Source organism: Streptomyces sp. NPDC002690, from assembly GCF_053592415.1.
In genome coordinates this window covers 1-21,264 of the sequence record NZ_JBSFVR010000019.1, presented here as the reverse complement: position 1 = coordinate 21,264, position 21,264 = coordinate 1, and the positions used below count along the sequence as shown (strand labels likewise).

General features: G+C 71.6%; 19 protein-coding genes and 1 pseudogene. 19 read left to right on the top strand and 1 reads right to left on the bottom strand.

What is annotated here, in order from left to right; genetic code table 11:
* The first annotated feature begins 42 nt into the window (after positions 1-42).
* Positions 43-1,407, top strand: a complete 1,365-nt coding sequence (locus tag ACWD3D_RS04885) for an MFS transporter (protein WP_451459500.1) — start codon at positions 43-45, stop codon at positions 1,405-1,407.
* Positions 1,408-1,517: 110 nt separating this feature from the next.
* Here the strand turns inward: ACWD3D_RS04885 and ACWD3D_RS04880 are convergent, their stop codons facing one another.
* Positions 1,518-2,351, bottom strand: a complete 834-nt coding sequence (locus ACWD3D_RS04880) for an alpha/beta fold hydrolase (protein WP_451459499.1) — start codon at positions 2,349-2,351, stop codon at positions 1,518-1,520.
* Between the two features lie 37 nt (positions 2,352-2,388).
* Between ACWD3D_RS04880 and ACWD3D_RS04875 the strand changes: the two genes are divergently transcribed.
* From ACWD3D_RS04875 to ACWD3D_RS04790, 18 genes and pseudogenes are all read left to right on the top strand, one after another.
* A complete protein-coding gene (locus ACWD3D_RS04875) occupies positions 2,389-2,763 on the top strand; it encodes a MerR family transcriptional regulator (RefSeq protein ID WP_451459498.1) in 375 nt (124 codons plus the stop codon).
* 198 nt (positions 2,764-2,961) lie between these two features.
* Positions 2,962-3,504, top strand: coding sequence for a MarR family winged helix-turn-helix transcriptional regulator (locus ACWD3D_RS04870; RefSeq protein ID WP_451459497.1), 543 nt, complete (start codon positions 2,962-2,964; stop codon positions 3,502-3,504).
* A 150-nt stretch (positions 3,505-3,654) separates the two neighbouring features.
* Positions 3,655-4,359 carry a TetR/AcrR family transcriptional regulator gene (locus ACWD3D_RS04865; protein ID WP_451459496.1) on the top strand — a complete coding sequence of 235 codons (705 nt, stop codon included), beginning with the start codon at positions 3,655-3,657 and terminating at the stop codon, positions 4,357-4,359.
* A gap of 56 nt (positions 4,360-4,415) precedes the next feature.
* Positions 4,416-5,186, top strand: a complete 771-nt coding sequence (locus ACWD3D_RS04860; protein WP_451459495.1) for an SDR family NAD(P)-dependent oxidoreductase — start codon at positions 4,416-4,418, stop codon at positions 5,184-5,186.
* Positions 5,187-5,443: 257 nt separating this feature from the next.
* Positions 5,444-8,209, top strand: coding sequence for a cellulose binding domain-containing protein (locus ACWD3D_RS04855; RefSeq protein ID WP_451459494.1), 2,766 nt, complete (start codon positions 5,444-5,446; stop codon positions 8,207-8,209).
* 175 nt (positions 8,210-8,384) lie between these two features.
* Positions 8,385-9,431: an iron-siderophore ABC transporter substrate-binding protein gene (locus tag ACWD3D_RS04850; protein ID WP_451459493.1), complete on the top strand. Its 1,047-nt coding sequence runs from the start codon at positions 8,385-8,387 to the stop codon at positions 9,429-9,431.
* A 24-nt stretch (positions 9,432-9,455) separates the two neighbouring features.
* Entirely contained in the window at positions 9,456-10,493 is a 1,038-nt protein-coding gene (locus ACWD3D_RS04845) for a FecCD family ABC transporter permease (protein WP_451459492.1), read from the top strand.
* Complete coding sequence (locus tag ACWD3D_RS04840; protein WP_451459491.1) at positions 10,490-11,560, top strand: FecCD family ABC transporter permease; 1,071 nt, start codon at positions 10,490-10,492, stop codon at positions 11,558-11,560. The genes ACWD3D_RS04845 and ACWD3D_RS04840 overlap by 4 nt, the downstream gene beginning before the upstream one ends.
* 58 nt (positions 11,561-11,618) lie before the next feature.
* A complete protein-coding gene (locus ACWD3D_RS04835) occupies positions 11,619-12,230 on the top strand; it encodes a hypothetical protein (protein WP_451459490.1) in 612 nt (203 codons plus the stop codon).
* A 144-nt stretch (positions 12,231-12,374) separates the two neighbouring features.
* On the top strand, positions 12,375-13,388 hold the full coding sequence (locus ACWD3D_RS04830) for an MBL fold metallo-hydrolase (RefSeq protein WP_451459489.1): 1,014 nt from the start codon (positions 12,375-12,377) through the stop codon (positions 13,386-13,388).
* Between the two features lie 911 nt (positions 13,389-14,299).
* Positions 14,300-14,695, top strand: a complete 396-nt coding sequence (locus ACWD3D_RS04825; protein WP_328718856.1) for a cell division protein SepF — start codon at positions 14,300-14,302, stop codon at positions 14,693-14,695.
* Between the two features lie 55 nt (positions 14,696-14,750).
* On the top strand, positions 14,751-15,944 hold the full coding sequence (locus tag ACWD3D_RS04820) for an ATP-binding protein (RefSeq protein ID WP_451459488.1): 1,194 nt from the start codon (positions 14,751-14,753) through the stop codon (positions 15,942-15,944).
* Positions 15,941-16,300: a nucleotide pyrophosphohydrolase gene (locus tag ACWD3D_RS04815; RefSeq protein WP_451459487.1), complete on the top strand. Its 360-nt coding sequence runs from the start codon at positions 15,941-15,943 to the stop codon at positions 16,298-16,300. Before ACWD3D_RS04820 ends, ACWD3D_RS04815 begins: the two co-directional genes overlap by 4 nt.
* Positions 16,301-16,423: 123 nt before the next feature.
* Positions 16,424-16,933: a DUF6099 family protein gene (locus ACWD3D_RS04810; RefSeq protein WP_451459486.1), complete on the top strand. Its 510-nt coding sequence runs from the start codon at positions 16,424-16,426 to the stop codon at positions 16,931-16,933.
* 127 nt (positions 16,934-17,060) lie between these two features.
* Entirely contained in the window at positions 17,061-17,984 is a 924-nt protein-coding gene (locus ACWD3D_RS04805) for an LLM class F420-dependent oxidoreductase (protein ID WP_451459485.1), read from the top strand.
* Positions 17,985-18,012: 28 nt separating this feature from the next.
* Positions 18,013-18,921 (top strand): annotated as a pseudogene (gene mmuM / locus ACWD3D_RS04800) (homocysteine S-methyltransferase); the annotation flags it as partial.
* 240 nt (positions 18,922-19,161) lie between these two features.
* The gene (locus ACWD3D_RS04795) at positions 19,162-20,676 is read left to right on the top strand and encodes a 3' terminal RNA ribose 2'-O-methyltransferase Hen1 (RefSeq protein ID WP_451459484.1); all 1,515 of its coding nucleotides are present in this window, start codon (positions 19,162-19,164) and stop codon (positions 20,674-20,676) included.
* Positions 20,673-21,264, top strand: a 592-nt coding sequence (locus tag ACWD3D_RS04790; RefSeq protein ID WP_451459483.1) for an AAA family ATPase, incomplete at its 3' end; no start/stop codon positions are given. The genes ACWD3D_RS04795 and ACWD3D_RS04790, both read left to right, overlap by 4 nt.

Below are 21,264 nucleotides of genomic sequence, written 5' to 3'. Positions count from 1 at the left end.
CCTAGGGTCGCGGGAACTCCTGTCATCCGCGGAAGGACCCCCATGACGACTGTGGCCGGCAAGCAGGCCTCTGGTTCCATCTCCGCCCGGCTCGAACGACTGCCGCACTCACGCTGGCACGTCAAGGTCCGGTGCCTGATCGGCGCCGTCACCTTCTTCGAGGCGTTCGACCAGCTGCTGGCCGCGTCCGCGCTGCCGGTCCTCACCAAGCAGTGGCATCTGAGCACCGGCCAGGCCACCTTCGCGGTGACCTCCGCCTCCATCGGCATGCTGCTCGGAGCGCTCGCGGCCGGCTGGCTCGGAGACCGGATCGGCCGGGTGCGCACCGTCGGCCTCGGCGTCGCCGTCACCGGTCTCGCCAGCCTCGCCGTCGCCCTCTCCGGCGGGATCGAGACCTTCTCCCTCTTCCGCTTCGTCCAGGGGCTCGGCATCGGGGGCGTGGTGCCCGTCGCGGCCACCTACATCAACGAGATCGCCCGCTCGGACAAGCGGGGCCGGTTCGTCCTGCTGTACGAGATGATCTTCCCCGCCGGCCTGGCCGCGGCGACCCTGATCGCGGTCTGGGTCGTACCGAACCTCGGCTGGCGCGCCATGTTCGTCGGTGGCGCGCTGCCGGTGGTCATCGCCGCCGTCCTGCCCCGCCAGGTCGAGGAATCACCGCGCTGGCTGCTGGCACGGGGACGTACCCAGGAAGCCGAGGCGGCCCTCGCGCGCATCGAGGCCGAAGTCGTCCGCTCCACCGCCGAACCGCTGCCCCGGGCCGACCCGAGCACCACCGAGGACGTCACCGAGGGCCGGCTGTCCGACCTGTTCCGCGGCAGGTACCTGCGCCGCACCGCCGTCCTCTCCGGCCTGTGGTTCGTCGCCTACTACGTCAACCACGGCATCTCCACCTGGCTGCCGTCCCTCTACACCAAGGAGTTCGGCCTCGACCTGACCACGGCCCTCGTCTACACCCTGGTCAGCAACATCACCGGCCTGCTCGGCACCTTCGTCGTCGCACTCCTCATCGACCGGGTCGGCCGCAGGCCCGCTCTGGTCGGCGCGCTCGTCGGCACGGTGCTCTCGCTCGCCGTCCTCGCCCTGGCCGGAGCGACCTCGGGCGGCCAGGTCGCCCTCTTCGCGTCCTGCACGACCTTCTTCCTCTACGCGATCAACGCGGCGCTCTACCTCTACTCGCCCGAGCTCTACCCCACCTCCAACCGGGCCAAGGGCGCCGCCTTCGGCGGACTGTGGAACCGCGTCGGAGTCATCCTCGGCCCCGTCACGGTCGGCGCGGTCCTCGGCTCCGGCGGCGGGCTCTCCCTCGTCTTCGCCCAACTCGCCGTGGTCGCGGCGGTGGGCGCGGTGATCGCGTGGTTCGCGGTGGAGACGAAGGGAAAGACGCTGGAGGAGCTCAATGCCTGAGGAGGCGGGGTGCCCGCGCGGAGTACGGGCGAAGCGGGCGGCGGACCCCGGCCCGCCGCCGTGACGTCGCAGCGGCGGGCAGGCCCCGGCACCCGGTGGCAGGAGGCCGCTCACCCCGTACGGGACGGCAGCGTGCGCAGGAACGCGCGGACGTGCTTCAGCCATGCCGCCCGGTCGGTCCCGTTCAGCACGTGTGCCGCGCCGGGCAGCTCGACGAGTTCGGACCCCGGTATGCCCGCCGCCAGGCGATGGGAGCTGTCGGGGAGGACCAGCCGGTCCCCGGTCGGCACCACCACGAGTACCGGGACGCCCAGGTGCGGGAGCTCCGCCCGGACGTCCACCCGGGACACCAGGTCGAAGTGGTCCACCGTCCCCGGTGGCATGCCGGCCAGTGTGCCGGCCACCAGGGCTTCGAGGGCGGCGGGCTCGATCTCCGCCAGATCCTTCGCGGACATGCAGGACAGGCAGGCGAGCCGGGCCACGTCACCCCACCGCCCGTCAGCGGCGAGGGACTTGATCAGCCGCGCCGCCAGGGCGAGGACCGGGTCCGCCACGGCGAATCCGGCGGTGAGGACGAGCGCCCCGACCCGTGCGGGGTGACGGGTGGCGATCCGGACGGCCACGGCGCTGCCCAGCGACTCGCCGAGCACGGTGAACGACTCCTGTCCTGCCGCGACCGCGGAGGCGACCAGTGCGTCGGCGAGTTCGTCCAGTTCGAGGGGCTTCTCGGCGACAGGGCTGCCGCCCGCGCCCGGGTAGTGCGGGCCGACGAGGGTGTGGTCGCGGGCGAGATCGTCGAGTACGAGTCCGAAGTTGCCGTGGATACCGCCTCCGGCACCGTGGGCGAGCAACAGCGCGGGACCGTTGCCCTTCACGACGACGTCGAGGCGGGGATCGGGAATTGTCTGTCCGGTGGTCATGTCGACGACGCTAGACTCCGACATCAGTGTCAGAGTCAAGTCGTGAACGGGGGCGGACCGCGTGCGCATGAAGGAGATGGTCCGGCGCACCGGAGTTCACGAGCGGCTGCTGCGTTACTACGAGCAGCAGGGGCTGTTGGCGCCCGACCGACTGCCGAGCGGCTACCGGATCTATGGCGAGACGGACGTGGAAACGGTCCGCCGCATCCGGTCCCTGCTCGCGGCCGGGCTCCCGACATCCCTGATCGCCGAGGTCCTGCCCTGCGTCAGGGCCGACGAGGACCGGCTGGTGCCCACCTGCCCGGACCTGGTCGCCCGGTTGCGGCAGGAGCACGACAGGATCAGCGGCACCATCGAGGAGTTGCGGGCCTCGCGCACGATGCTCGGAGCCGTCATCGCCGACTCACCGTTCCGGAACGACGGGAAGAGGCCGTGAAGGACCGGCCCGACCTGCGGACCGATGGCCGTGCGTGCGGTGCGCGTGCGACAGGGAAGGCTCCGGTCCGGGACCGCCGGACCGCGTGAGGGAGCGGCGGCGTGAGGGAGTCACGGCCGCCCGGTCCGGTGCATCGTCTCAGCAGTAAGATTCCAGGCACCGTGATAAATCGGCACGAGCCGTACAGAGGTGATGACGATGGCCGCAGCGAGGCCTGGTGACCGCGACGCCGTCGCGCTGGTGATCGAGGACTGGGCCCGCGAGCGGCCCGAACTGGACACTCGTCCGCTGGAAGTCCTCGCGCGCCTGCACCGTTCGTTCCTTCGTTACAGCACCCGTCTGACCGCTTCGATCGAGCGCCATGGTCTCTCCGTCGCCGGGTTCGACGTACTGACCGCACTGCGACGGGCGGGCGCCCCGTACCGCCTGACGGCGGGTCAGCTCGCCGACTCCGGGCTCGTCTCCTCCGCCGGGGTCACCCTGCGCATCGATCGCTTGGAGAAGGACGGGCTCATCGTGCGGGAGCGCGTCGCGGACGACCGCCGGGTGGTCTATTCGCGCCTCACGGAGAAGGGGCTCGCTACGGTCGACACGGTCTTCTCCGAGCACCTCGACAACGAGGACCGGATGCTCGCCGGGCTCTCCCCGGCGGAACGGCGTCGGCTGGCCGTGCTGCTCCGCAAGCTGGAGGTCTCGATCCTCGACTCCGACGAGGAGCCGACGGAGGAGCCCGCCCGGTAGGTACGTCCGGGAGTCCCGCCCGGTAGGTACGTCAGGGAGTCCCACCCGCGCGTGGGCGAGAAGGCGTGCGGTGGGGCGGTCGCCCACGACCCGCGCCGACCCCTCGCCCGACAAATGTCCCCTCGGGACATTTGGGTATACGCTGAGGTCATGCAGGCAAAGGAGCCCCGTCCCGCCACGGACGACGTCACCGAGGACCGCAGGCGTCACAGGACCCTGCGCACCCGCGAGGCGCTCGCCGGGGCCGCCGTCGACCTGCTCCTGGAGCAGGGGCTGGCGGCGCTGGGCGTCGACGCCATCGCCGAACGGGCGCAGGTCACCCGGCGCACCTTCAGCCGGCACTTCTCCGGCAAGGAGGAGGCGGCCCTCTGGTTCACCCGCGCCGACGGTCTGCGGATCAACGAACTGCTGCGCGTCCGGCCCCCGGCCGAGCCGCCGCTGGTCGCTTTCCGGGCGGCCGTGCTGGCCTGGCTGGAAGACCCCGCGCAGGCGGCCTGGCACAGCCGGCCGAAGGAGCGCGCGGTCTTCGCCCTGATCGACGGTGAGCCGGCGCTGTTCGCCGCGTACCAGCGGATCAGGATCGACGCGCAGGCCGACTCGGTGCGCGTCCTCGCCGAGCGGATGGGCCTCGACCCGGTGGCCGACCCGCTCCCCGGGGTCGTGGTCGCCGCGGGCGCCGGGGTGCTGGCCGGTGTGCTGCGCCGGTGGGCCGGGGACGCGGGCAGTGGGCCCGACGATCTGGACCGCAGGGTGCGCGAGGCCTTCGACCTGCTGATCGGTGAGGCGCTCCTCGCCCACCGGAACGGCGCCGACGACGGCGTCCATCCGGACGCGGGCGGCCCACCGCGGTCCTGACGCAAGACTTCCCGCGCCCCATTGCCGGGGCGCGGGGCGGAGAAAGAGGTACAGACATGACATTCCCCGTACTCGAAGGCAAGGTGGCCATCGTCACCGGCGCCGCCATGGGCATGGGCGCCGCCACCGCGATCCTGTTCGCCGAAGCGGGCGCCGAGGTGGTCGTGGCCGACATGAACGAGGAGGGCGGTCGTGCGGTCGTCGCGGAGATCGAGGCCGCCGGTGGCGCCGCCGTCTTCCACCGGGTGAACATTGCCGACAGTGCCCAGGTCAAGGGCATGGTCGAGGCCGCCGTGGCCGCGTACGGACGCCTCGACGTCGCGGTGAACAACGCCGCGCTGACCCCGGACGACAAGCTCACCGCGGAGTTCGACGAGGACTACTGGGACCGGCTGATGTCGGTCGACCTCAAGGGCACCGCGCTCTGCCTCAAGTACGAGCTCCAGCAGCTCATCGCGCAGGGCGGCGGCGGCTCGATCGTCAACATCTCCTCGGTCAGCGGGTTCCGCCCGCAGCCCGCCAACCCGGCGTACGTCGCCGCCAAGCACGGGGTGAACGGTCTGACCAAGACCGCCGCCATGGAGTACGGCGCGCAGAACATCCGCGTCAACGCGGTCGCGCCGGGCGCCATCGACACCCCGATGCTGCGCGGTGCCCTGGACCAGTTCGGCTTCACCGAGGAGGAGTACGCCCCGCAGCTCAGCCTGCTGAACCGCTTCGGCCAGCCCCGCGAGGTCGCCCAGGCCAGCCTGTGGCTCGCCTCCGACCAGGCTTCGTACGTCACCGGCTCGGTCATCCACGTGGACGCCGGCTACACCAGTCGCTGACCACCGGGGACGGCTGCGGCTCCCCGGTACGTCCGGGACCAAAATGCCCGGGAGCCGCGCCGCCAACCTGGCGAGTGACGTCGTGCGCGCGTCCAACTCCGCACGCGTCGCCATGAATTCATCCGATGACCTCCTGTCCCACCTCTTCTCCGTGATGCCGTGCGCCGCTACCATCGGGCTGCGTTTGGGAGCGCTCCCACCCCCCGCATCGGCCCACTGCCACCCGTGTGGCGGTCCAGCTCGGAGAGGACTTTTCCGTGCGCTTGAGAGCCAGACCCTTTGCCGCCCTGCTGGCGGCGTTCGCCTTGGCAGCAGGTTTGTCGGGCATAGCCACCCCGTCCGTGGCGCAGCCCAGCAGCGGCGCCACCACGGCGGAGGCATCCGATCTGTCGTCGGCCACCACCCTGGCGGCGGACTCGTACACCTGGAAGAACGTCCGTGTCGACGGCGGCGGTTTCGTCCCGGGCATCATCTTCAACCGGAGCGAGAAGAACCTCGCCTACGCGCGCACCGACATCGGCGGCGCCTACCGCTGGGACCAGTCGGGCAAGCAGTGGAAGCCGCTGCTCGACTCGGTGGACTGGGACCACTGGGGCTACACCGGTGTGGTGAGCCTCGCCTCCGACCCGGTCCAGCCGAACAACGTGTACGTCGCGGCCGGCACGTACACCAACAGCTGGGACCCCAACAACGGAGCGGTGCTGCGCTCCACGGACCGGGGCGCCACCTGGACGCCGTCGGTGCTGCCCTTCAAGCTCGGCGGCAACATGCCGGGGCGCGGGATGGGTGAGCGGCTCGCCGTCGACCCGCACAAGAACTCGGTGCTCTACCTCGGCGCCCCGAGCGGCAACGGTCTCTGGCGGTCCACCGACTCGGGCGTGACCTGGTCGAAGGTCGCCGCCTTCCCGAACGTGGGCAACTACTCCCAGGACCCGTCCGACACCAGCGGCTACGGCAACGACAACCAGGGCGTCACCTGGGTGACGTTCGACGGGCGCGGCGGCAGCTCCGGTACCGCCACCAAGAACATCTACGTCGGCGTGGCGGACAAGGCCAACACCGTCTACCGCTCCACCGACGCCGGTGTCACCTGGTCGCGGATCGCCGGTCAGCCGACCGGCTACCTGGCGCACAAGGGCGTCCTGGACGAGGGCACCGGCTACCTCTACCTCTCGCTGAGCGACACCGGCGGCCCGTACGACGGCGGCAAGGGCAGGATCGCCCGCTACGACACCGCCACCGGCACGTGGCTGGACGTCAGCCCCGTCGCCGAGGCCGACACCTACTACGGCTTCAGCGGGCTCACCGTGGACCGGCAGAAGCCCGGCACCCTGATGGCGACCGCCTACAGCTCCTGGTGGCCGGACACTCAGATCTTCCGGTCCACCGACAGCGGGGCGACCTGGACCACCGCCTGGGAGTACACGAGTTACCCCAACCGCTCCACCCGCTACACCCAGGACGTCTCCTCGGTGCCCTGGCTCACCTGGGGCGCCAACCCCTCGCCGCCCGAGACCAGTCCGAAGCTCGGCTGGATGACGGAGTCGCTGGAGATCGACCCGTTCGACTCCAACCGCATGATGTACGGCACCGGAGCGACCCTCTACGGCACCGAGAACCTCAAGAACTGGGACACCGGCACCCAGTTCAAGATCACGCCGATGGTGAAGGGGATCGAGGAGACGGCTGTCAACGACCTGGCGAGCCCGCCCTCCGGCGCCCCGCTGCTCAGCGCGATGCTCGACGTCGGCGGCTTCCGGCACACGAATCTCGACGCCGTGCCCGCGATGATGTACACCTCGCCCAACTTCACCTCCTCCACCAGCCTCGACTTCGCCGAGGCATCCCCCAACACCGTGGTGCGCGTGGGTGACGCGGACGCCGCCCCGCACGTCGCGTTCTCCACCGACAACGGCGCCAACTGGTTCGGCGGCACCGATCCCTCGGGCGTCACCGGCGGCGGCACCGTCGCGGCGGCGGCGGACGGCAGTTCGTTCGTCTGGAGCCCGGCGGGCACCGGGGTCTACCGCACCACCGGATTCGGCTCCTCGTGGACCGCGTCCACCGGCATCCCGGCGGGCGCGACCGTGGAGTCGGACCGCAAGAACCCGAAGAAGTTCTACGGCTACAAGTCCGGTGTCTTCTACGTCTCCACCGACTCCGGCGCCACCTTCACGGCAAAGCCCTCCACCGGCCTCCCCGCCGAGGGCAACGTCCGCTTCAAGGCCGTCCCCGGCATCGAGGGCGACGTCTGGCTGGCCGGCGGTGCGACCACGGGTGCGTACGGCCTGTGGCACTCCACCGACTCCGGCGCCACCTTCACCAAGCTGTCCAACGTGGCGCAGGCGGACTCCATCGGGTTCGGCAAGGCGGCCCAGGGCGCCTCGTACCAGACCCTGTTCACCAGCGCGAAGATCGGCGGGGTGCGCGGCATCTTCCGGTCCACCGACGCGGGCGCGAGCTGGACCCGGATCAACGACGACGCGCACCAGTGGGGCTGGACCGGTGGCGCGATCACCGGCGACCCGCGGATCTTCGGCCGGGTGTACGTCTCCACCAACGGGCGCGGCGTCCTGTACGGCGACTCCGCGGCCGGTGACACCGGCACCACCGACCCGGGCACCGACCCCGGTACGGACCCGGGCACCGACCCCGGCACCGATCCGGGTACGGACCCCGGGACCGACCCCGGCACCCCGGCAGGTGCCGCCTGCAAGGTGACGTACAAGATCACCAATCAGTGGTCCGGCGGCTTCCAGGGCGACGTCACCCTCACCAACACCGGCGACACGGCGATCGACGGCTGGAAACTCGCCTGGAGCTTCCCCAACGGGCAGCAGGTGTCCCAGGCTTGGAACGCCACCGTCCAGCAGTCCGGCGCGGCCGTGACGGCCACCGACGCCGGCTGGAACGGCAAGCTCGCGGTCGGCTCGTCGGCGACCTTCGGCTTCACCGGCAGCTGGACCGGCAGCAACGCAGCGCCGAGCGCCTTCACCCTGGGGGGCAAGAGCTGCTCCCTGTAGGACCGGCAGGTGCACATGAGCGTCGCTTCCGCGCCGGTGCCGCGCGGAAGCGACGCTTCCCCTTACACCATGCCGGGCGAGCGGGTCACAGGTACCCCCATCGAACATGAGTAATTTATTAGGTTAGGTTTACCTAACGTTTTACATCACTCGTTCACGATCATGGGGAAAGAACATGTTCGGCTCCATCCGCGCGCGCCGTCACGCACTCGCCGCCTCCGCCACCGTCGCCGCACTCGCGCTCTCCCTCGGGGCCTGCTCCTCGGACGGAGACGACAAGGAGCCGGCCAAGTCCGCGGCATCGAGCGACGCGGCGTTCCCCGTCTCGATCAAGAGCTCGCTCGGCACCGCGACCATCGACGAGAAGCCCGAACGCGTCGTCACCCTCGGCCAGGGCTCGGCGGAGACCGCCATCGCGCTCGGCACCACCCCGGTGGGCATCGAGAGCTACGAGTGGGGCAGCGACTCCTCCGGCTACCTGCCGTGGATCGACGAGGCCGTGAAGAAGAACGGCGACAAGCTCCCCACCCAGTTCACCGGTGGAGAGGAGATCGACTTCGAGGCCATCACCGAACTGGAACCCGACGTCATCCTCGCCCCCTGGTCGGGCATCACGCAGAAGCAGTACGACGTCCTCAAGGACATCGCCCCCACCGTCGCCTACCCGGACCAGGCATGGAGCACGGACTGGGACCAGCAGATCGACATCATCGGCAAGGCGCTCGGACAGAGCGGGGACGCCGACGGCCTGAAGACGACCATCGAGAAGGAACTCGCGGACGCCGCCGCGAGCCGCCCCCAGTACAAGGACGTGAAGTTCTCGTACATCTACACCTCGGGCCCCGGCACCCTCGGCATCTTCAAGCCCAGCGAGCAGCGCGTGGCCATGGTCTCCAAGCTCGGCCTGACCGTCGACCCGGTCGTCGACACCTTCAAGGAGACCGAGGGCACCGACTCCGCCCTCATCGGCCTGGAGAGCGCCGAGAAGCTGAACGACAGCGACCTGCTCTTCACCTTCTACACCGACGACAAGACCCGCAAGGAGATCGAGGCGCAGAAGCTGTACGCCGCGATGCCCGCCGTCAAGAAGGGCGCGATCGTCGCCTCGAACGACAACTCCTTCGTCACGGCCTCCTCGATCATCAACCCGCTGACCGTGCCGTGGGTGATCGACCGCTACCTGCCGCTCATCGACAAGGCCGTCGCCGCCGCCGGCAAGTAGCCGCGCGAGAGCGTCCACCCTTCCATGGCAACCACCACGGTCGCGCCGCCGAGCGGTGCCGGTACCTCGCGTACCGGCACCGCCCGTTCGGCGTTCCTCCTGCTCCTGGTGCTCGTCGCCCTCGGAGCCGCGCTCTCGGCGAGCGTCATGTTCGGCAGCCGCGGCACCTCTCCCGGTGAGGTCGTGGACGTCCTCACCGGCCACGCCGACCCCAACGTCACCGCCATCGTCGAGAGCCGCTACCCCCGCACGCTCCTCGGCGTGCTGGCGGGAGCCGGTCTCGCCGTCGCGGGCACCCTGATGCAGGGCGTCTCCCGCAACCCCCTGGCCGAACCCGGTCTGCTGGGCATCAACGCGGGCGCGTCCGCCACCATCGTCACCGCCACCGCCTGGTTCGGCGCCTCCGGCGCCACCGCCACCATGTGGTGGGCGCTGCCCGGAGCGCTGCTCGCCGGAGTGCTCGTCCACATCGTCGGCACCGCGGGAGCGGGTTCCGGCGTGGTGCGCCTGGTACTGGCGGGCGCGGTGCTCTCCGCGGTCCTGACGGCATACATCCAGGCCGTGACCCTCAGCAAACCGAAGGTCTTCGACAGCTACCGGTACTGGGTGGTGGGCGCGCTCGGCGGGCGGGACTTCGACGTGCTGTGGGCCGTACTGCCGTTCGCCGCAGTGGGCTTGGTGATCGCCCTCCTCCTCGGGCCCGGCCTCAACACCCTCGCGCTCGGCGACGCCACCGCGGTCGCGCTCGGCTCGCGCCCCGCGCGCACCCGCTCCGCCGGCCTGATCGCCGCCGTCCTGCTGAGCGCGGCGGCCACCGCGGCGGTCGGCCCCATCGCCTTCGTCGGCCTCGCCGTGCCCCACGTGGTCCGCGCGCTCGTCGGGGTCGACTTCCGGAAACAGATCGTGTTCTCCGCCCTCCTGGGTCCCACCCTGCTGCTCCTCGCGGACGTGGTGGGACGGGTCGTCATGCGGCCCACCGAACTGATGGTCGGCGTGGTGACCGCCTTCCTCGGCGCACCCGCGCTGCTCGTCGCCGTACGCAGGATGAAGGGGACCGCATGACCACCACCACGCGGCGCGCGCGACCGGGCCCCGGACGGGCCCGGGGATACCTGCGCATCGGCACGACTGTGGCGATACCCATGCGCCGGACGTCCGTCCTCGTGGCCGTCGCCCTGCTGGTCCTGCTGCTCGCCGCCGCCGTCGCGACACTCACCCTCGGGCGGCTCGGCATCGGACTGGCCGACCTGCCGGACGCGCTGACCGGCGGAGCCCGGGGCAAGGACCGCTTCGTCCTGGAACGCCTGCGCGGCCCACGCCTGGTGACCGCTCTCGGTACCGGCGCCGCGCTGGGCCTGTCCGGCGCCCTCTTCCAGTCCGTCACCCGGAACCCGCTCGGCAGCCCCGACGTCATCGGCCTCTCCTCGGGAGCGGGAGCGGGCGCGGCGGTCGTCGCCCTGTTCTTCCCGGGCGACGTCCCCGTGCCGGTCGGCGCCCTCGTCGGAGCCGTCGTCGCCATGGGCACGGTGTACGTCTCCACCGGCACCGGTTTCCGTAACCCCGCCCGGCTGGTGATCGCGGGCATCGGTGTCGCCGCGATCGGCAGCGCGATCACCCAGTACGTCGTCTACGCCGTCGAGCGGGACAAGGCCTCCGCGCTCACGTCCTACGTCAACGGCAGCCTGACAGCCCGTTCCTGGACGGACGCGGCCACCATCGGGGTGGTGCTCGCGCTGGCCGCCCCGGTCGCCGCGGTGCTCGCCCGGCGGCTGGTCGTCGGCGAGATGGGCGACGACATCGCCGAAGGGCTCGGCTCCGAACCGAAGAAGACCAAGAGCGTCGCGATCGTCCTCGCCATCGTCCTCTCGGCCGGCGCGGTCGCGGTGGCCGGCCCCATCGCCTTCGTCGCGCTGACCGCGCCGCAGATCGCCGGACGCCTCACCCGCCTCTCCGGACCGCACCTGCTGCTCTCGACGCTGACGGGTGCCCTGCTGCTGGTGGCGGCCGATCTCTGCGCACAGCAGGTGCCGCTCCTCGACGACCTGCCGGTGGGCATCTGCACCATGGCGATCGGGGGCCTGTACCTCGGCTGGCTGCTGATGCGGGAGTGGCGCAAGGGGGTGCTCTGAGCCGGGCGGGAGGGGTGCGACTGGTTCTCGTACAGGTTCGTGGACCATACTGCCCGCCGTGGAGCAGAGCATAGATTCAAACAAGAAGCCCGAGTTCGCCGCGGGAACGGACCCGGCGTACATTCCCGGCCTCACGGCCCCCGTTCCGGTGCGGACGGGGACGGAGGACGACGAGGCGCCCCCGGAGCCGGCGGACGCCACGGACAGCGTCGACGGGGCCGGCGACGCCGACATCCAGGACGCTGTTCCGGCGGAGGAGTCCGAGAACTCCGACGCCCCGGAGGACGCCGTCGGCGAGAAGTCCGGCGAAGAGCCCGAGGGGTCCGCCGACGCCGACGCCGACGCCGACGACGCCGATGCCGACGCCGACGCCGACGATGCCGACTCCGGTGCGCCGGTCTTCGAGATCAGCGACCGGCGCGGGTCCATCCGTGTGGACAGGTCGGGAATCCGGTTCACCCTCGACGACCAGCAGGCCGACTTCGACTGGTCCGAGGTCTCCGCGGTCGAGGTGAAGACGGCCCGTACGGCCCGCCGGTTCACCCTCACCGTCCACATCTCCTCGCGCCGCTGGTTCAACGGCGAGGTGGTCGCGGAGAGCCGGAAGCGGCTCAAGGAGTGGCCGGAGGAGCTCGACGTGGTCCTGGACTCCTACTTCGAGGAGTCCTGACACGGCACGGCGAGCGGAAACGTCCGATTCCACCATCAAGAGGGCCGCGGAGGCACGGACGCCACCCGGCCCTCCGTCACGCCGGGGTGTGGTTTCCCCCACGAGGGCACCCGCTGTGTCCGACGGGCGCGGCATACTCGCACCATGCCGATCACGGGTGGGGACATCGTCGACCTGGGCCAGGGACTGTACGTCTGGCTGCCGCCGCACAGGGGCTGGGGGCTGGCCAACTGCGGCCTGCTCGCCACCCCGGAGGGGGCGCTGTGGATCGACACCCCCTACGACCGGACGCTGGCCGGACAGTTCCTGGCGGCAAGTCAGGAACGGCTGCCCGACGGGGTGTCGATCGACCGGGTGATCGTCACCCACGCCAACGGTGACCACTTCTGGGGCGCGGGGGTCGTGCCGGACGCCGAGATCATCGTCACGCGCGGTGCCCGCGAGCACATCCACTTCGAGCCCACACCGCAGCAACAGCACTCCCTGATCGCCTCCGGCGACCCGGACACCACCCTCGGGGCCTATCTGTCCCGGCACTTCGGCCCGTTCGACTGGTCGGACACCGAACCCGTCGTGCCGACCACCTACTTCACCGGCGAACTCGAACTGACCCTGGACGGCCACCCGGTACGGATCGCGGCGCTACCGCCCGCCCACACCACCGGCGACCTGATCGTCCATCTCCCCGACCACGGAACCGTGTTCACCGGAGACGTGATCTTCGGCTCGACGCCCGAGCGGCCCGGTGACCACCCGTGCCACTGGGCCGGTCCGCTCGCCCAGGTGATCGAGGCGTGCGAAGCCGTCCTGGCCACCGGGGCGGAGACCGTCGTGCCGGGCCACGGCCCGCTGCTCGGCCCGTCCGGGGTCCGCGCCCACATCGACTACCTCGGTCATGTGCGTGAGCGCGCCCACACCTTCCACGCGACCGGAATCCCCGCACCGGAGGCGGCCCGCCGGATCGTCGCCGAGAACCGCCACCCCGATCTGGGCCTGCCCGAGCGACTGGCGGTGACGGTCGGCACCGAGTACCGGCATCTGAACGGCGCCGAGCAGCCGGGCGTGTTCGAGGTGATGTCCGAGGTCGCCTCGTTGGCGCGGGACATCGAGCAGGGACTGGTTCCCGACTTCGCCCCGGTGGCGACGGCCGGTCTGTAGGGGAGTTCCGCGGTCATCCGCCCCATCCGCCCCATCCGACCCTCGTCCTTCGGCCCGGGGCGGAGCGAGGCCGCTGTTCTCCCGCGATCTACCTCTGACGGGAGAGGAGACTCGTGCGCCGCCTGCGCTCGGGCGTGTTCCGGAAGTTCCGCCCGCCCGCCGACGCCCGGCACGCACGCTCGCCCTTGCGGCCGAAGCCGCGACGGTGAGCCTGCTGCTCGGCGGCTGCGGAGGAAGCCCGGCACCCGCGCCGACCGCCCACGCGACCGAGAACGGGGTCACCGTGACGGTCACTCTCGTCCCGGGCAGCGACTGCGGGCGACCTTCGCCCCACTGCGGCCCGGATTCCACGTCTACAGCATCGACCTGCCCGACAGGGGCGTCGGCGGTCCGAGTGTCCCGACCAGGCTCACCGTCGAGGGAGACCTCACCACCACGGGCGAAGCGACGGCGGGCCACGACGTCGTCCTCCTGCGGTCGGCGGGGCTCACCTCCGAACTCCCCGTGTACCCTGCCGGACCGGTGACCTTCACCCGGCCGGACCGGTGACCTTCACCCTGCCGGTCCGCCGTACCTCCTCCCGCGAAGCCGACGTGGTCGTCAGCTGCGGAGCCTGCGGTGAGAGTTGCTGCCTCGTCCCCGTGACGGACAAGAGGATTCACCCCGACCTCGGCTGAGCCGCCCGGCGCGCACCCGGGGCCGCGCGGGCAGGGCGACTGGATCGGCCGAGTCCTCTCGGGCTACGTTGATGCCGCGTCCAGAACCGACCCGGTACACGGCGGGCCGATCCGGAGGATCGTGTTCCCGGCCGTGTCGCTGGTGGGCCGAACGGGTGAGGGACGAGAGGATTGCCCGATGAACAGCGAGCGCAGCCGGCGCACCGTCGACCGGCACACGGACGAGGTGACCCTGTGAGCAGGTACGACAGGTACGACGCCACTGACGCACAGTGGGAGGGCCTGGCCCAGGTGGTACCGCTGCGGGGCCGCAACGAGTGGCCGTCCCGGGTCGACCACGGCACGGTCGGGCAGGACAGCGCCGAGGAGCAGCGGCGATTGGTGGTGCTGCGGGTCCAGGTCTTCTCCGACGCCCGCGAGGTGGCCGAGTACCTCGTCGCGCAGGTCCCGGTCCTGCTCGACCTGACGGCGGCCGAGACGGACGTCGCCAAGCGCGTCCTGGACTTCAGCAGCGGGGTCGTCTTCGGGCTCGGCAGCGGCATGCACCGGGTGGACCGGAACGTCTTCCTGCTCGCACCGGTCGGCATGGAGGTCGAAGGGGTGACCCCGGCGGGCATCCCTCAATCGTAGGAAGCTTGTCCGGGCAAAACGGTTCGCCCGCCGGAGCCGTGCGTACGGTCCGGTCATGACCACCACCGTCTCCCTCCCGGGTGCCACCCGTGTCTGTCCGCCCCGTACCGCACCCGGCACACCGGCCCACCCTGTCCGCCCCGTCGTCACGGAGCTGCGGCTGGCCGCCTTCGCCTCGCACTGGCGCAGAACTCTGCCGCTGGGGCCGCTGACCCTGCTCACCGGCCCCAGCGGCAGCGGCTCGTCCACCGCCCTGCGGGCCTACGAGGCGCTGGCCCGGCTCGGCGCGGGCGACGCGCTGGAGGAGGTGTTCCCCGATCCCGCCTCCTGCGTACCCGAGCGCGCGGCGGCCGACTCCGAGGGCAGGCGGGGGTTCCGTATCGGCTGCACCGTGGACGGGCCGGCCGGGCCGGTCCGCCTCGACGTGGCCGTCCAGGCCGAGCCGTCGCTGCGCATCGTGGGCGAGCGGCTCACGGCGGGCGGGCAGACCTTGCTCACCACCGCGCTGCGCGACCCGAGCCGCCCCACGGTGCAGGCCGCCTGGCACACGGCCGGTCAGGTGCCGGTGACCCGGGCTCCCCTTCCGGACGGCCGGCTCGCCACGGCACTGCTGCCGCTGCGGGTCGCCGGCGTCACCGAGGGCCAGTTACGCGTACTCGCCGCCGCCGAGCAGGTGGTGGTGGGCCTCCACTCCGCCTTCCCGTGCGATCCGCTGCCCCGGGGGATGCGCGGCCCGGTCCGCGCCGGGGAGGGGCGGTTGCGCCCCGGCTGCGACAACCTCGCCGCGGTGCTCGCGCGGACCCGTACGCAGTGCGCGCAGCGGCACGCCCGGCTGGTGGCCACGGCCGCCGCGGGGTGCGCGGGACCGGTGACCGCCCTCACCACGCGGGATCTTCCCGACGGCACGGTGGAGGCCCTGGTGGGGCGCGGCGCCGGGCGCAGCACGCCGGTCGGACGCCTCGGCGACGGCGAACTGCGTTATCTCGCCCTCGCGCTGGTGCTGCTGACGGGCCCCCATGTACTGGAGGTGAACACCCCGGACGAGATCCCCTGGGCCATGCGCGCCCTCACCGTCCTGACGGACGGGTTCGACCGGGCCCTCGACGGACGTCAGTCGGGGGAGTTGCTCCGGCTCGCCGCCGGGATCTGCTCCGACGGCCACCTGCGGGTGATCGGCACGGTGGGCGAGGCGGGCGCAGCCCTGGCCCGCCGGACCGAGGGCGCCACAGTGGTAGACCTGTCCGGGTGAACGAACTCGATGTGACACAACTCCAGCGACGACTCGTCGCGTTCGCCGAGTCCCGGCAGTGGGGCCAGTACCACACCCCCAAGAACCTGGCCGCGGCGCTGAGCGTCGAAGCCTCCGAACTGCTGGAGATCTTCCAGTGGATGACCCCGGAGCAGGCGGCGGCCGTGATGGCGGACCCGGGGACGGCGCACCGGGTGGAGGACGAGGTGGCCGACGTCCTCGCTTACTTGCTCCAGTTCTGTGAGGTGCTCGGAGTGGATGCGCTGGCGGCGCTGTCGGCGAAGATCGACCGGAACGAGACCCGTTTTCCGGTCCCGGAGCGGCCCGACGCCCCTGAGCATCACTCTTCGGAGTGATCGGCTTTTCCACAATCGTCTGCGTATCCACAGATTTCCGAATTCCTCTGTCCTTTCGGTACCGGTTACCTCACTGTGGGTAATGGACTAGGTGACCGGGTTTTCGTAGTGACGGGGGACCGCATGGAAGCGGAACGACTGGTCGAGATCGGACGGCGCGCGCTGGCGGAGAGCCGGGGCGCGGCGGACATCATGACCGAGGCATGGCAGGCCCAGGCGTTGGCACGGGCCATCGGCGACCGGCTGGCCACCGCCGGGCCCGCCGAGTTACGGGGCGACGCGCGGGGGCTCCGTGAGATCGGCGGAGGGGACTGGTCCGCACCGGACTCGCCGGTGTTCCTGACCGGACAGGCGCGTGCGGCCCGCCTCACGGAGGTGGCCGACGTGTCGCGCACCTTGGCGGGGCTGGCGCTGCTGCTCGGCGAGGCGGGCATGGCGCTCGTCGGGGTCGCCTGCGACACCGGCGAGGACACCTTGTACTGGAGTTGCATCGAGGCGATAGACGCCGCCGACGAATCCATGGACCGGGTGCGGGGCATGCTGGGCCGCCTCGCCGAACAGGCTCGGGAGCGGGCGAGGGAGCGGGCGAGGGAGCGGGACGGCCCGTACGGCGCGGTCCAGGGCAGAGGGTAGCGCCGCCACGGGGGCGCTCAAGGACGTCCGATGCGTCCGGGGACGGGTGACCGGTGGCCGGGCCGGTGCTCCGGCCGGCGGTGGGCCCGTGCGGAGGGAGTCGGGCGGGAAGAGGCAGGATGGAAGCATGGATCTGCGTATTTTCACCGAGCCCCAGCAAGGGGCGAGCTACGACACCCTGCTGACCGTCGCCAAGGCCACCGAGGACCTGGGCTTCGACGCCTTCTACCGCTCCGACCACTACGTCCGCATGGGGTCCGGTGACGGACTGCCGGGTCCGACCGACGCCTGGATCACGCTGGCCGGTCTGGCCCGCGAGACCAAGCGCATCCGCCTGGGCACGCTCATGACGGCGGGCACCTTCCGCCTTCCCGGGGTGCTCGCCATCCAGGTCGCCCAGGTCGACCAGATGTCCGGCGGACGGGTCGAGCTGGGGCTGGGCGCGGGCTGGTTCGAGGAGGAGCACAAGGCGTACGGCATCCCCTTCCCGAAGGAGAAGTTCGGGCGTCTGGAGGAGCAGCTGGCGATCGTCACCGGTCTGTGGGCCACCGAGGTCGGCAAGACCTTCACCTACGACGGCACTTACTACCAGCTCACCGACTCGCCCGCGCTGCCCAAGCCGGCCCAGGCCAAGGTGCCGGTCCTGGTCGGCGGCCACGGTGCGGTTCGTACCCCGCGGCTGGCCGCGCGGTACGCCGACGAGTTCAACATCCCGTTCGCCTCGCTGGAGGACACGGAGAAGCAGTTCGGCCGGGTGCGGGAGGCGGCGAAGGCGGCGGGTCGCGCACCCGACGACCTGGTGTACTCCAACGCCCTCGTGGTCTGTGTCGGCAAGGACGACGCGGAGGTGGCCCGCCGGGCCGCCGCCATCGGCCGGGACGTGGAGGAGCTGAAGGCCAACGGCCTGGCCGGTTCGCCGGACGAGGTGGTCGACAGGATCGGGCAGTTCGCGGCGGTCGGGTCCTCGCGGATCTACCTCCAGATCCTCGACCTCGACGACCTGGACCACCTGGAGCTGATCTCCTCGCAGGTCCAGTCCCAGCTGGCGTGAGCCAGTGAGGTAGAACGAAGGAGCACCCGTGCGCCCCGTCCGGAGATCCCTCGCCGACGCCCTCGCCGAGGGCCCGGTGCTGCTCGACGGAGGACTCTCCAACCAGTTGGAGGCCCAGGGATGCGAGCTGTCCGACGCGCTGTGGTCGGCGGGACTGCTGGCGGACGCGCCCGAGCAGATCGAGGCCGCGCACACGGCGTACGCGCGGGCGGGCGCACAGGTGCTCATCACGGCCGGCTACCAGGCGACGTTCGAAGGGTTCGCCCGACGGGGAATCGGACACCGCCGGACGGTGGGACTGCTGGCGCGGAGCGTGGAGCTGGCCCGCCGCGCGGGTGACCGCTCCGGCCGCGAGACCTGGGTCGCCGCCTCGGTCGGGCCGTACGGGGCGATGCTCGCGGACGGCAGTGAGTACCGGGGCGGCTACGGCCTCTCCGTCGCGGAGCTGGAGCGGTTCCACCGTCCCCGGGCGGAGGCGCTCGCCGCGGCCGGGCCGGACGTACTCGCGCTGGAGACGGTGCCGGACACGGACGAGGCGCGGGCACTGCTCCGGGCGGTCGCCGGTACCGGAATCCCGGTCTGGCTCTCTTACACCGTCGCGGGCGGGCTGACCCGGGCCGGGCAGCCGCTGCGGGCCGCCTTCGCGGAGGCAGCGGGGAACGACCAGGTGATCGCGGTCGGCGTCAATTGCTGCGATCCGGCCGACGTCGAGGACGCCGTCCGGTGCGCGGCGGAGGTCACCGGCAAGCCGGTCGTCGTCTACCCCAACAGCGGGGAGCGGTGGGACGCGCAGGGGCGCCGGTGGACGGGCGCGAGTACCTTCGGCGGCCCGGAGCGGGCAGCCGCCTGGATTCGGGACGGCGCACGGCTGGTCGGCGGATGCTGCCGGGTCGGCCCTTCGCGGATCGCGGCGCTCGGCCGCGCACTGGACGCCGCCACGAAGGCGGACACGGGCACGGAGGCGGGCGCGGGTACGAGTACGGGTACAGGCACGGAGGCGGGCGCGGGTACGAGTACAGGTACGGGCGCGGGCACGGAGGTGGGCGCGGGTACGAGTGCAGGTACGGGCACGGAGGCGGGCGCGGCCACGGACGCGGGCCCCGGTGGGCCGGCGGAGGCGGCCCGCGGCGACGAAAATGCCTGGTGACGAGGGAGCCACCCGCTCATACTCGGTCAGGTGTTCATGACGATCAGTACCACCGGAACCCCGGAACGCCCCGCGACCGACCTCGGTTACCTGTTGCACAAGCATCCCGACAAGGCGCAGACGTTCTCCACCTCGCACGGCACGGCGCACGTCTTCTACCCCGAGGCGTCCCCCGAGCGGTGCACCGCCGCGCTGCTGCTGGAGGTCGATCCGGTGGCGCTGGTCCGGCGCGGCAAGGGCAAGGGGCGGGGCGGAGCGCCGGACGCGGCGCTCGCGCAATACGTCAACGACCGCCCGTACGCCGCCTCCTCGCTGATGTCGGTGGCCATGACGACCGTCTTCAAGTCCGCGCTGCGCGGCGACTGCCGGACGATGCCCGAGCGGGCCGCCGCACCGCTGCCGCTGCGGATCGAGGTGCCCGCCCTGCCCGCGCGGGGCGGCGCCGAACTGGTGCGGAAGCTGTTCGCGCCGCTCGGCTGGGCGCGTGTGGACGCGGAGCCCGTGCCGCTGGACGAGCGGTTCCCCGAGTGGGGCGACTCCCGGTACGTGCGGCTCGTACTGGAGGGGGAGTTGAGGCTCTGTGACGCGCTGCGCCAGCTCTACGTCCTGCTGCCGGTGCTCGACGACGCCAAGCACTACTGGGTGGCGCCCGACGAGGTGGACAAACTGCTGCGGGCCGGTGAGGGCTGGCTCGCCACCCACCCGGAGCATCGGCTGATCACCAGCCGTTACCTCTCCCGCCGCTGGGGGCTGACCCGGCAGGCCGAGCAGGCGCTCGAACTCGTGCGCCTCGCCGAGTCGGACGACCTCGACGTCGAGAGCGTGGACAACGCGGTGGACGAGGCGACCGACACCCCGGAGCGCCCGGTGCCGCTCGCACAGCAGCGGCGCGACGCGATCCTGTCGGCGCTGCACGACGCCGGGGCGGCACGAGTGCTCGACCTGGGCTGCGGGCAGGGACAGTTGGTCCAGGCGCTGCTCAAGGACGCGCGGTTCGTCGAGATCGTCGGTGTCGACGTGTCGATGCGTGCGCTCACCATCGCCGCGCGCCGGCTCAAGCTGGACCGGATGGGCGAACGCCAGGCCCGCCGCGTCGAGTTGCGGCAGGGTGCGCTCACGTACACGGACAAGGGGCTGCGCGGATACGACGCGGCCGTGCTCAGCGAGGTCGTCGAGCACCTGGACCTGCCGAGGCTGCCCGCCCTGGAGTACGCGGTGTTCGGCGCGGCGAGGCCCCGGACGGTGCTCGTCACCACGCCGAACGTCGAGTACAACGTGCGCTGGGAGACCCTGCCGGCCGGCCACGTCCGCCACGGCGACCACCGGTTCGAGTGGACCCGGGCCGAGTTCGGCGACTGGGCGGGCGAGGTGGCCGACCGCCACGGCTACACGGTCGCGTTCACCCCCGTCGGGCCGGACGACCCCGAGGTCGGACCGCCCACCCAGATGGCGGTTTTCACCCTGGCCGAGAGCGACGGCGCGACCGGTGGCAAGAACGCGAACCCGAACGCGAACGAGAGGGAGAAGGAGGCGAAGGCGGCATGAACACCCCCAGCACCGGCGACAGCAGCACCGGAAGCACCGGCGACGACAACCCGAGCACTACCGACACCACCCCGGACAACACCACGGACACCGACAACAGCACCAGCACCCCCGACTTCGGCGTCACCGAACGGCCGACCCTCAGGCCCCGGACCCTGCCCGTGCCCGACCTCTCCCTCGTCGTGCTGATCGGGGCCAGCGGCTCCGGCAAGTCGACGTTCGCGCACCGCCACTTCAAGCCCACCGAGGTCGTTTCCTCGGACTTCTGCCGCGGCCTGGTCGCCGACGACGAGAACGACCAGAGCGCGAGCCGCGACGCCTTCGAGGTCCTCCACTACATCGTCGGCAAGCGCCTCGAAGCGGGCCGGCTGACCGTCGTGGACGCCACCAACGTGCAGTCGGAGTCCCGTCGCAAGCTCGTCCAGCTGGCCCGGGAGTACGACGTGCTGCCGGTGGCCGTCGTGCTCGACCTGCCCGAGGAGGTCTGCCTGGCGCGCAACGCGAAGCGGCCCGACCGGTCGGACATGCCGCGCCACGTCGTCCAGCGCCACCGGCGCGAGCTGCGCCGTTCGCTGCGCGGGCTGGAGC